This window comes from Bacteroidales bacterium MB20-C3-3 (assembly GCA_035609245.1).
GTDB lineage: Bacteria > Bacteroidota > Bacteroidia > Bacteroidales > UBA932 > Bact-08.
This window is the reverse complement of sequence record CP141202.1, coordinates 770545-782912: the sequence shown is the minus strand read 5'-3', so window position 1 is coordinate 782912 and position 12368 is coordinate 770545. Positions and strand designations below refer to the sequence as shown.

General features: G+C 45.6%; 8 protein-coding genes. 1 reads left to right on the top strand and 7 read right to left on the bottom strand.

All coding sequences use genetic code 11. From position 1 onward, the window contains the following. Position 1 precedes the first annotated feature (1 nt). The 6 genes from nqrF to U5907_03545 are packed head-to-tail and all read right to left on the bottom strand — an operon-like array spanning position 2 to position 5835. Complete coding sequence (gene nqrF / locus U5907_03570; GenBank protein WRQ33730.1) at positions 2-1252, bottom strand: NADH:ubiquinone reductase (Na(+)-transporting) subunit F; 1251 nt, start codon at positions 1250-1252, stop codon at positions 2-4. A gap of 15 nt (positions 1253-1267) precedes the next feature. Further along, a complete protein-coding gene (gene nqrE / locus U5907_03565) occupies positions 1268-1885 on the bottom strand; it encodes an NADH:ubiquinone reductase (Na(+)-transporting) subunit E (GenBank protein WRQ33729.1) in 618 nt (205 codons plus the stop codon). Positions 1886-1900: 15 nt separating this feature from the next. Next, positions 1901-2521 carry an NADH:ubiquinone reductase (Na(+)-transporting) subunit D gene (locus U5907_03560; GenBank protein ID WRQ33728.1) on the bottom strand — a complete coding sequence of 207 codons (621 nt, stop codon included), beginning with the start codon at positions 2519-2521 and terminating at the stop codon, positions 1901-1903. Between the two features lie 3 nt (positions 2522-2524). Continuing rightward, the gene (gene nqrC, locus U5907_03555) at positions 2525-3265 is read right to left on the bottom strand and encodes an NADH:ubiquinone reductase (Na(+)-transporting) subunit C (GenBank protein ID WRQ33727.1); all 741 of its coding nucleotides are present in this window, start codon (positions 3263-3265) and stop codon (positions 2525-2527) included. A gap of 15 nt (positions 3266-3280) precedes the next feature. Further along, positions 3281-4441 (bottom strand): NADH:ubiquinone reductase (Na(+)-transporting) subunit B, encoded by a 1161-nt coding sequence (locus U5907_03550; GenBank protein ID WRQ33726.1) that lies wholly within the window; start codon positions 4439-4441, stop codon positions 3281-3283. An 11-nt stretch (positions 4442-4452) separates the two neighbouring features. Continuing rightward, on the bottom strand, positions 4453-5835 hold the full coding sequence (locus U5907_03545; GenBank protein WRQ33725.1) for a Na(+)-translocating NADH-quinone reductase subunit A: 1383 nt from the start codon (positions 5833-5835) through the stop codon (positions 4453-4455). A 57-nt stretch (positions 5836-5892) separates the two neighbouring features. Between U5907_03545 and U5907_03540 the strand changes: the two genes are divergently transcribed. After that, the gene (locus U5907_03540) at positions 5893-8328 is read left to right on the top strand and encodes a UvrD-helicase domain-containing protein (protein WRQ33724.1); all 2436 of its coding nucleotides are present in this window, start codon (positions 5893-5895) and stop codon (positions 8326-8328) included. Between the two features lie 776 nt (positions 8329-9104). On the opposite strand, the gene U5907_03535 is transcribed toward U5907_03540, so the two are convergent. Continuing rightward, entirely contained in the window at positions 9105-12338 is a 3234-nt protein-coding gene (locus tag U5907_03535) for an FAD-dependent oxidoreductase (protein ID WRQ33723.1), read from the bottom strand. Positions 12339-12368 lie beyond the last annotated feature (30 nt).

Here is a 12368-nt window from a genome sequence, read left to right as displayed (position 1 = left end):
GTTAGCCGCCAAAGTCGTCAAATGCGACATTCTCTTCCGGTACGCCCAGGTTGTCCAGCATGTTGGTTACGGCGCTGTTCATCATTGGTGGACCGCAGAGGTAGTATTCTATATCTTCCGGTGAGTCGTGCTTGCTCAGGTAGTTGTCAAGAAGTGCTTTGTGGATGAAGCCTGTAAGGCCTGTCCAGTTGTCTTCAGGTTTGGCTTCGCTGAGTGCAATGTGGAACTTGAAGTTAGGGAACTCTTTCTCAATTGCGCGGAACTCCTCTTCGTAGAATACCTCTCTGAGGGAGCGGGCTCCGTACCAGAAGCTTACTTTGCGGGTGGTCTTCTCGGTGTGGAAAAGGTGGAAAATGTGTGAGCGCATTGGTGCCATACCTGCTCCACCACCTACGAATACAATTTCGTTATCTGTAGGTTTGATGAAGAATTCGCCGTACGGGCCAGATACCATTACTTTATCGCCCGGCTTACGGGAGAATATGTATGATGAGCAGACTCCCGGGTTAACAGGCATAAATGCTCCTTTGGATCTGTCCCAAGGTGGGGTTGCTATACGGATGTTGAGCATCACGATATTGCCCTCGGCAGGGTGGTTGGCCATTGAGTATGCACGGTATGTGTTCTCTTTGTTGCTCATCTTTAGATCCCAGATTTTCATCTTGTCCCAGTCTTCGTGGAACTCAGGCTGAACATCGATATCTTTTGCAAAGTCAACTTCGCAAGGAGGGATGTCAATCTGGATATATCCTCCGGATTTGAATTTGAGGTGCTCCCCTTCAGGAAGTTTAACCACAAACTCTTTGATGAAGGTTGCCACATTCTTGTTGCTGACAACTTCACACTCCCATTTCTTTATACCCAATACCTCTTCCGGTATCTCAATTTTCATATCCTCCTTAACCTTTACCTGGCAACCCAGACGCCACTGTGTCTGCTGTTGTTTGCGGGTGAAGAAGCCCACCTCTGTAGGGAGGATCTCTCCGCCACCTTCGGTTACACGGCACTTGCACATTCCGCAGGTTCCGCCGCCACCGCAGGCCGATGGAAGGAATATCTTTTCGTTACTCAGTGTGCTGAGAAGAGAAGAGCCGGGTGATACCTCTATCTCTTTCTCTCCATCATTAATATTTACCTTCACTTTGCCTGAAGGCATAAGTTTAGCCTTTGCGTAGAGCAGTATGGCAACAAGTGCCAGTGTAACCGCAAGAAAGGCTACTATGGAAATAATTATAATTTGTGTAATATTCATCTTATTCTCCTCCTCTTAGAGTTTAATACCCATAAAGCTCATAAATGCGATGCCCATAAGACCAACAACAATGAATGTGATTCCAAGCCCTCTTAGTGGTTTAGGCACTTGTGAGTATGCGAGTTTCTCCCTGATTGCTGCCAGTGCTACAATGGCTAGGAACCAGCCGATTCCGGAGCCCAGTGCGAAGGTTGTTGCCTCAGCAAGTGTCTCGTATCCTCTCTCCTGCATAAAGAGTGACCCTCCCAGAATGGCGCAGTTTACGGCGATAAGCGGAAGGAATATTCCAAGGGATGCATAGAGCGATGGTGAGTATTTTTCTACAATCATCTCAACAAGTTGAGTGATTGAGGCAATTACTGCAATGAATATGATAAAACTAAGGAAACTCAGATCTATGCCTGCGAAATCAGGTCCCAGCCACGCCAGTGCTGCAGGGGTGAGTACATATTCATTGAGAAGGTAGTTGACAGGCAGGGTTACTCCGAGCACGAATATTACCGCTACTCCAAGACCTATTGCTGTCTTTACATTTTTAGATACGGCAAGGTATGAACACATTCCAAGGAAATATGCAAATACCATATTGTCAACAAAGATTGACTTTACGAATAAACTGATTAAATCTTGCATAATGGATATGTGTTATTATTTTTCCTGTAACTCTTTTTGAATGCTTCTCTGAACCCAGATTACCAGTCCTACAAGGATAAGTGCCATTGGAGGGAGGATAAAGAGTCCGTTGTTTTCATAGAAGCCTCCGTTTTTGATGTACCATTCGGCGGGAATTATCTGTATTCCGTAAATGGTACCTGATCCAAAGAACTCTCTGAATAAAGCAATAATTATAAGGATAATACCGTAGCCGAGTCCGTTTGCCAGTCCGTCAACCAGTGAGGGAATAGGTTTGTTACCAAGGGCAAATGCCTCAATACGGCCCATAATGATACAGTTGGTAATAATCAGTCCTACAAATACCGACAGCTGTTTGCTTACATCGTATGCAAATGCTTTAAGTATCTGGTCTACAAGGATAACAAGCATTGCTACAACAACAAGTTGTACAATAATCCTGATTCTGTTTGGAATGGTATTTCTTAGCAGCGATACAATAAATCCGGAAAAACCGGTTACTATTGTCACTGAGAGGGCCATCACAATTGCCGGCTCCAGTTTGACAGTTACTGCCAGGGCCGAGCATATACCCAGTACCAGTACGGTTACGGGGTTGTTCCTGAACAATGGTTCTATAAATATCTTTTTGTCCATCTCTTACTGGTTTACTGGGTTAGGTGTAGGTGTAGCAGCAGAGTCACTCTTTGCAGTTGAATCTGCAGTTGAGATACTCTCTGCAGGTGTTGCATTTGCTGCTGCAACCTTGAAATACTCAAGATAGTGTCCGATGCTCTTGAAAAGCATATCCTCTACAGCTTTGGATGTAATTGTTCCACCTGAAATGGCGTCAACCTCGTTGGTTGAACCGGTATCGGCTCCCCCTTTTACTACAAGTATTGACTTGAATTCTCCGTTGGTGAATATCTGTTTGCCCTCAAATTGTTTTGTGAATTCAGGTGTGGCAATCTCTGCTCCCAGACCGGGTGTCTCCCCTTTGTGGTCGTATGTAGCTCCGTAAATTGTGTTGAAATCACTTTTGAGTGCAACATATCCCCATACCGGACCCCATAGTCCTGTTCCGTGTACAGGAATTATGTAGAGTTTCTCTCCGCTCTCCATTGTGCAGATGTAGAGTGTAAGCTCTTCTGCTCCTGATGTAACCTTGGTCTCGGCAATATGTTTGTCATAGAGACCCTCAATATAGGTTGCTTTGTCGTCTGCTGTCTCTGCATCCTGGCCCAGTTTAACAGATTTAAGAATCTGTTGTTTGGTCTCCAGTGCAACATTTCTTTGCTGACGGTCCTTAAGAAGGTATGAGGCGAGTGCAAGGAGTGCTGCCACAATTACTACCATTACGGTAGCGTAAATTACTGTGTATGTATTGTTATTTGTATCCATCTCTTTTCCTCCCTGTTATTTGACGGCTGCCCTGCGGAGCCTGCGTTTGATGTTTGACTGAACCACAAAGTGGTCAATGAATGGTGCAAATGTGTTGAGAAGGAGTATGGCGAGCATCATTCCCTCAGGATAGCCCGGGTTAAATACTCTAATGAGGATGGCCATAACACCTATCAAAAATCCGTATATCCATTTGCCTCTCTCTGTCTGGGAGCCGGTTACAGGGTCTGTTGCCATAAATACTGCTCCAAACGCAAAACCTCCCATTACCAGGTGGTTTATTGCCGGCATTGACATATAGCTTCCTTCCGGTCCTACTGCATTGAGAAGCAGACCGGTCAGGATTCCTCCTGCAAATGTGGAGAGCATTATCCTCCAGCTTGCTATCCCTGTCCAAAGTAGCATTACTGCTCCAATGAGGATGGCCAGTGTGGAGGTCTCTCCAATTGAGCCGGGGATAAAGCCGATGAACATATCCATAAATGATGGCATTTTGTCAAATTCGCCGGCAGCTGCGTGTGCAAGCGGGGTTGCACCGGAGAAGCCGTCTACAATACCTTCTCCTTTTGTGAGCCCCTCAATCCAGATTTTGTCTCCGGATATTTGAGAAGGGTATGCGAAGAATACAAATGCTCTTGAAAGCAGTGCAGGGTTCCAGATGTTCATTCCTGTTCCTCCGAAAACCTCTTTTCCAACTATTACCGCAAATATTACGGAGAGTGAGAGTATCCAAAGCGGAACATCAACCGGCATAATAAGCGGGATAAGCATTCCTGTTACAAGGTAGCCTTCGTTAACTTCGTGCCCTCTTATTTGTGCTGCTATGAACTCTATTCCAAGTCCCACTACATATGATACTATGATAAGCGGAAGAACTTTGAGGAATCCAAACCAGAACATTGCCCAGAATGTCATATCGCCTCCAATTGAGAGGTTATGCTGATAGCCTGTGTTGTACATTCCAAAGAGAAGTGCAGGCATAAGGGCAAGAATGACCATAGTCATTGTTCTCTTTAGGTCAATGGAGTCTTTTATATGTACTCCCTTCTTGGTTACATGGTCCGGCACAAACAGGAAGGTCTCGAAGGCATCGAATGTGGAGTGCAGGAATCCCAGCTTTCCACCCTTGCTGAATGTGGGTTTTATGTTGTCTACTAATTTTTTTAATACTTTCATTGCCGGTTCTGTTAAGACATTTCTTTAATCATTATGTTGATGCCTTTTGATACGATATCCTGTATCTCTGCTTTTGAAGGGCAGACAAATTCGCACAATGCAACATCCTCCTCAATAATTTCATAGATTCCCAGTTGTTCCATCTTGTCAATGTCCTCTGCGAGGATGGCCTTGAACAGATACATAGGGAGAATATCCATGGGTAGCACCTTTTCATATACTCCTGTAACAACAAAGGCTCTCTCTCCTCCGTTGAGGTTTGTGTCAAGGTTGTACTTTTTGTTAGGCATCAGCCAGGAGAAGTATGATCTGGAAATACTGAATTTCTTTGCTCTTAGTGGTTTAATCCATCCGAACATCTCTCTGTAGTTCCCCTCGGCCATTATAGTGATGGTATTGTGAAAAATACCTGTGTATCCGTCTACTCCCACATTATCTCCTGTGAGTACATTTCCGCTTATGAATCTTACTCCAACATGGTCTCCGTAACGAACCTCAGAGGTGGTGTCGGCCATGTCGGCAATGCTTCTCAGAGCCATTCCGGGAAGTGTCTCGATATAAGCCGGGTTCTTTACTTTAGGGCCGGCTACTGCTACTACTCTGCGAAGGTCAAATGTGCCTTTAATAAGTAATCTGCCTATGGCTGCAAGTGTGTAGAGGTCAAGTGTCCATACTGTCTCCCCTTTGTTTATGGGGCTGATATGGTGGATCTGAACTCCTACATTTCCTGCAGGGTGAGGGCCGTCAAATATATGGATCTTTGCTCTCTCAAGTCTGTGCATGGGGCTTCCTGCAAATGTGTCTGCATGAAGACCAATGTGTACTCCGCCGTGTGTAAGTTTTGAAAGTGCATCAATTCCGGCCTGCATGTTCTCAAAATCACCCTTCATCGCATAGTCTAAATCTGCGGCAAGCGGTGCCGAGTCAAAGCCTGATATAAAAATTGCCTTTGGCTCTTTTGCAGGGTCTGCAATGGTTCCGTATGGTCGCTGCTTAATGAGTGGCCACAGCCCTGATGAGAGGAGTGCCGATTTTATTTGCTCAGCGGATCCGTTTTTTCGTATTTCGGGTGCTGTTGAGTGTTCGTACTCCTGTCTCTTGTCTGATTCAATCAGGATTTGAAGAAGCTTGCGTTTCTCTCCGCGTACAATCTCTTTCACTATGCCGCTCACGGGGGAGCAGATCAGGATCTCCGGATTTTTCTTGTCTGCCATAACTGGTGTTCCGGCCTTAACAGGGTCGCCCTCCTTTATAAGGAGTTTTGGGTTAAGTCCTTTGAAATCTGTTGGTTTGACAGCCAAAATGTCCGGTGAGATGCTTCTTGCGATCTGGTTTATTGCACTCCCTTTTAGCGGAATGTTTAAACCTTTGCGTAAAAGTATTTTGTTTGACATTTTAAAGGGATAAAAAATTTGCGGCAAAGATACACATTATTTGTAATTTTGCCATTAATGAAAAGAGATTTTTCCACTATAGTTGAGGGGTTGAATTGTGCTCAAAAACAGGCAGTTGAGCAATTTGAAGGACCATCGTTGATCATTGCGGGAGCGGGCTCGGGTAAGACCAGGGTTCTCACCAGTAGAATAGCTAATATATTAAACCACGGACATAAAGCCAGCTCTGTGCTTGCTCTTACCTTCACAAACAAGGCATCTAAAGAGATGAAGGAGAGGATTGCAGGGATGGTTGGTGAGGGGCTTGCCAGATATCTCTGGATGGGGACTTTTCACTCGGTCTTTATAAGGTTCCTGAGGGAGGATGCGGAGCTTCTGGGGTTCCCAAAGAGTTTTACAATTTATGACACCTCTGATTCCAGGAGTGCAATAAGGGTTTGTGTGAAGGAGCTGGGGCTGGATGAGAAGATGTACAAGCCAAACGAGGTACTCTCCAGAATATCTATGGCAAAAAACAACTTGATAACTGCTAAGGCATACCTTGCAAATGGGGAGCTGATGCAGAGGGATGCAATTGCCAGGAAGCCTAAGATTGGTGATATCTATGCTCTGTATGAGAGGAAATGCAGGCAGGCGGGTGCAATGGATTTTGATGATATTTTGCTCTATACTAATATAATGATAAGGGATTTTCCTCAGGTGCTGGAGAAGTTACAGCAGAGGTTCTCTTTTATTCTTGTGGATGAGTATCAGGATACTAACTTTTCTCAGTATCTGATTGTAAAGAAGTTGTCTGCTAATCACAGGAATTTGTGTGTGGTGGGGGATGATTCTCAGAGTATATATGCCTTCAGGGGGGCGAGAATTGAGAATATTCTCAATTTCAGAAAGGACTATCCGGAGGCTAAGGAGTTTAAGCTTGAGCAGAATTACCGCTCAACGCAGACAATTGTGAATGCTGCAAACTCTCTTATAGCAAAGAATTCCAACAGACTTAACAAGGAGTGCTTCTCTGAGGCTGAGGCGGGGGAGAAGATTGAGGTTATAAGGGGCTATTCGGATCAGGAGGAGGCCTTTACAGTTGTCTCCTCTCTTATGAACAGAATATACTCGGATAGAGCGGAGTATTCTGATTTTGCAATTCTTTACAGAACTAATGCTCAGTCCAGGGTGGTTGAGGAGGCGTTGAGAAAAAGGTCTGTTCCTTACAGGATTTATGGCGGCCACTCCTTCTATGAGAGGCAGGAGGTAAAGGATGTGCTTGCTTATATGAGATTGCTCGTTAATCCTAAGGATGATGAGGCTTTCAGACGGGTGGTAAATGTTCCTGCAAGGGGTATCGGGGATACGACAATGGGTTATCTGGCGGCGGCGGCGGGGGCGGCCTCCCTCTCTATGTGGGAGGCCTTTCACGCCGGTGATCTTGATGCCTTTGGCATCAAGCCCGCCGCCGCCGCCCGCCTCTCAATATTTACGGCTCTGATAGCCGAGGTTGGGAGCAAGGCTTCAACGGCTACTGCCTACGATATTACAATGGAGATACTGATGCGTTCCGGTTATATGGAGCATCTCAGGGCCGATAGCTCGCTCGAGGGTCAGGCTCGTCTGGAGAATGTTGAGGAGCTCTTTAATTCAATAAAGGAGATGGAGGGAGAACTTTCAGGCGGTGAGATTTCAGATGGCGATTTGATTGCGGATGAAGATCCTGGCCTTATGCCTGACAGGGAGTCCGGACCGCTTCTTCTTGAAGAGTTTCTGGAGAAGATATCTCTTATGAGTGCTGTGGATGAAGGGGCAGACAGCAAGGAGGAGAATAATAAAGTAAGTCTTATGACTGTGCACTCAGCCAAGGGTTTGGAGTTTCCGTATGTATATGTAATAGGTATGGAGGATAACCTCTTTCCAAGTATTAATGGTGTGAGCAGTGATCAGGAGATAGAGGAGGAGAGGCGCCTCTTTTATGTAGCCCTTACCAGAGCTAAGAGGGCAATTACTCTCTCATACGCTCAATCAAGATTTCGCTGGGGACAACAGGTGAACTATCCTCCAAGTCGTTTTTTGAAGGAGGTGGACCGCAAGTTTCTCAACTGGCCCTATGAGGATGGAGTTATGTCCATCTTCAGGACCGATAGCTCAAACTCATCAGGACTCTTTTCGTCAGGTACGGGCAGAGGAGTGGGGGCGACCGGGCGAAGCGAGCGTCCCGCACGCTCCGCCCAGCCGTCTGCCGGCGAGGCCTTCAGAAGGCCCGCCTCCCCGGCAGCCGCCGGCCCGTCTGCGACGGCCCCGCCCCCCCCTAGACGCGAAAACTTTTTCCCTGACCCCGTAGAAAAGTTGCGGGTAGGAATGAATGTTGAACATGAACGATTTGGTTACGGAAAAATTATTTTATTAGAGGGTGATGTCCTCAATATGAGAGCAGTAGTCGCCTTTAACGATGGCGGACAGAAGACACTTTTACTAAAATTTGCAAAACTTCGCATAGTTGAATAAACTTTGGCATAAGATTTGAATATTCTATAAGTGAAGTTTTTCATAGTTTAAGTTTAGGTTAAGTAGTGAGGTTTTATCCCAATAAGGATAAGGCCTCATGAAGTTTTATACCGGTCTCATTCCGATCTCAAATTTCACACTTTCTCCACTTTCTTCACTCCTCTTCTTAACCCGCCCCGCTGCAATACACTGATTACCTACACATAAGCAATTGACCTGACAGGTGATCTGTCAGGTGGATTGTCTTTCCGCTGTCAATCAATAATTTACAGTTGCACGGGTATGCCCGTGGCGGTACGGGTTCACACGGACCTGAACCGGTCTCCAAAAATTATCTGCCGAATGGCCAGCTCAGGCCGGGCGGGCGGGTAACCGCCAGGCCTCACGCCCGGCACCATATAATTGCCTCCTCCCCGCAGCAGAGACAAAAGAATTGGGTTGACAGGGATATTCGTTTATCTGTTAGATAAACGAATATCCCTGTCAACCCAACTAAAGTTTCCCACATCAAAAACCAGAAGTAAACTATATACCCGTGCCGCTATAACTCACAGGATCCGCGGGATTAAGTGTTAACGTACAATCAGTAAGCAAGTTGCAGCCGCACGGGTCTGATACTTCACCGCCTTCTGCAAAGTTTATATGGTGCTTCGCAGGTTAAGCCATTCGGCAGTACATGTCAGCTGTCATTATGATTTTTTAATCCGCGGGATTAAGTGTCTAAGTGCTATCTAACAGAGACTTACGGCTGTGCGGTTCTGCGCTATGATTCTGCGTTATTTAAATGCTTGCTCGCTGAGACCTTTGCCGCTTAGTTTTAGGTCGTGGAAGTATTCAGGAACCTCTCGTCCCATTAGGTAATCTACATATAGTTTTGCGATGTACTGGGAGAGCATGAATCCGTGGCCGCGCATTCCGGTAAAGAGTCCAAGTTCCGGATCTACAATATATCTTGGCTCAATGTAGTAACCGCTCCATACTGCCTGGAATCCAACTCCGCTAAGCTGAGGTATCCAGTTTGTAAAGATCTCGGTTGCTATCTCAATGAATTCCCGGCTGTTTATCTTAAGGTTTTTATCGGTCTCGGTAGCATCAATTGCTGGGGAGGCGCATCCAATGATTTGTCCTGTCTCTGCAAGCTGTTGTCCGTACACTGCAGAGAAGCCTTTGTATTTGCGCCTGTCAATAAGCATATCAAGATTTGCTCCATCTTTGCCAAGCATTGGTAGTCTCTTTGTGATAAATGCCTGATGCTTAACTGGGAAGAGGCCGGTCTCTATACCCAGCTTCCTTGCAAACTTATCGGCTTCAGCACCCAAAGCGTTTATAAACACCTCTGTCCTGTATTCGGCGTACTCTTTGTCCGGGGTAAGTACTATTACTCTGTACTCTTTTCCATCCCTTTGTACATCAACTAATTTTGTGTTTTCAAGAATTTTTCCTCCGTTCTGACGACCCATCTCTCTTACAAGATCAAGGGTAAGTCCCGGATTTGCCTGCCAGCAGTCGTTTGTAATGAGAGCGTGGCTGTATGTGTCGAGTGAAGGGTTGAAGTATGGAGAAATCTCTTTGCGGAAATCTTTTTTCTCTACCATTCTGGCATCACTCCAGTTACGGGACATGTCTAGTGAGTCGTATGTTGCCTGATCGTGGACAAAACCTACATATCTTATAAGTTTGAAGTCAATGGAGTGTTTGTCGTTAAGTTTCCTGAAAATCTCGAGGTTGTGTTTTGCAATGTCCGCCAGTGCAGGAAGAGAGAATGCCGGGCGCCCCCCTGCTATATTTCTCCACGAACTGCCGAGTCCGTCGTTAATAAGGTATGGTTTCATACCCGCCTCGGCCATATATCTGAAGAGTGAGCTGCCGGCTATACCGCCACCGGCAATTATTGCGGGAACTTTTTCTACCCATTTGCTGCCTTTAGGAAGTATGATGCTTTCGCTTTTTCCCACAGGGTTCATATCTCCCAGTGTAACCAGGTTTGACATAGGCCCGCGAGGAGTCGGCTCTCCAATAACCTCTATTCCGTATGGTTTAAGGTACATTTTTGCTCTTGGTACGCATCTGTTTCCGCGACAAGGACCCATACCTATTCTCGTAATGTGCTTGAGCTCATCTGATGATATTACCTTTCTGTCACCAATTGCTGCAAGCATCTTCTCAACGGTTACATCTTCGCAGTGGCAGATGTATGTTTTAGCATCGTGCTCTCCGTCAAGTTGTTTTATTTTTACAGGCTGTGGATACTTCTCTTTGATAATAAATCCTCTGACTGCCAGAAGAGCCTCCCCTTCGAGGTCTTTAGCCTTTACTCTTGCAACATTGGTTTTATTATCCTTTTTGAGGATCTTTTCAATAACTCCCTCGCCAACCTTTTTTCCGTTATTGTCAACCAGGAAAACATCGGCACCCTCATCGGCCTTGTATTCGATAGGCAGGAAGATCCAGTTTTTGTTGAACTGGTAGCCGAATATTGCAAGCCCCGGGCACTGGTAAACGCACCTCATACAACCAACGCACTTGTCAAAATCAATTCTTGGAACAGTGGAGGTTGATGATTTTGTTATTGCTCCGTATTCACAGGCAAAAGAGCAAGGGTTGCAGGCAAATCCGTAGAGACAGTCAATCTGAACAAAGCCTTTCTCTTTCATCCTTTCAGGTGTTGGTCTGAATGGCTCATTAATTACTTTTACAGGGTGCTGCTGAGAGTCTATGTACTCTTTTGAAACGGCCAGGTAATCATTGTAGTTGTATCTGAATCCCAGATCCTGCTGTATCTCATAAGCACACTGCTTACCTCTTAATACGGCAGATGTTCCCTCTCCAATCCTTACTGCATCGCCAACTCCGTGGCAATGTCTTCCGTAAATCTCAACTCCCTTCCTGAATAACTGATTGTCAGGAATGAGTCCTGTGCATATATTTATACAGTCAATATCTTCAATTATCTTCTCTGTTCCAGGTATTGGTTTGAAGTTTTCACATTGAGCGATAATAGCACCTGTTACACCTGTTCTGTCTGCGTTTGGAATTGCCTCCAGCAAAATATGAGAAGTCATAACAGGAATGCCGAGTCTTCTGACTCTGTTTGCCTGAACAGGGAATCCCCCTTCGCGTGGCATTGCCTCTATTATAGCTTTAACCTCTGCACCGGCCTGCATAGCCTGGTATGATGTGAGGTATCCAATATTTCCGGCTCCTACCGTGAGAATCTTTTTCCCCAGTAAAGTAAGCTCCTGATTCATCATCCTCTGTACAACAGCAGCTGTGTATACCCCCGGCAGGTCGTCATTTTTGAATGCCGGCATAAATGGAACAGCTCCTGTAGCTATAACAAGATGCTCGGCATCAACATAGCTGATCTCCTGTTTTGCGATATCTTTTATAACCAGCCTCTTGCCTTCAAGTATATCCCAGACAACAGAGTCAAGGAGTATGCCGCTGTGGTCCTCACCTGCAAGGGTGTTGGCAATGTCAAATCCCCTCATCCCTCCAAATCGTTTCTCCTTTTCAAAGAAGAAGAACTGGTGGGTCTGCATAAGGAATTGACCACCAATTTTACTGTTATTGTCAATTACCAGATTCTGGATTCCTGCTTTGTTAAGCTCCTCCCTTACGGCAAGACCTGCAGGGCCTGCACCAATAATAACAACTGTTGTTTTTCTGATTTTAATCTCCTTTCCATCTTTTTCAACAAGAACAGTCTCTTCAGGAAGGTATGACTCCTCAATCCGGTTGACATTTTTAACATCGTCAACTTTTGTAATGCAGATACGCCTTACTTTGCCGTCAACCAACATTTCGCAGGCGCCGCATTTGCCAATACCGCACTCCATAGTGCGCTCTCTGTGCTCTAAACTGTGTTTGTGGACAACTTTTCCGGCCTGATGCAGTGCTGCTGCGATGGTAAAACCCTTCTGACCGGTGATTTTCTGACCCTCAAAGGTGAACTCTACGCTATCTTCCGCAGGAATTGGGAGGATAGGGTGCTCGGTGATTCTGTACATAGTTAAGTTTAAATTTGTTCAAATTTAAAT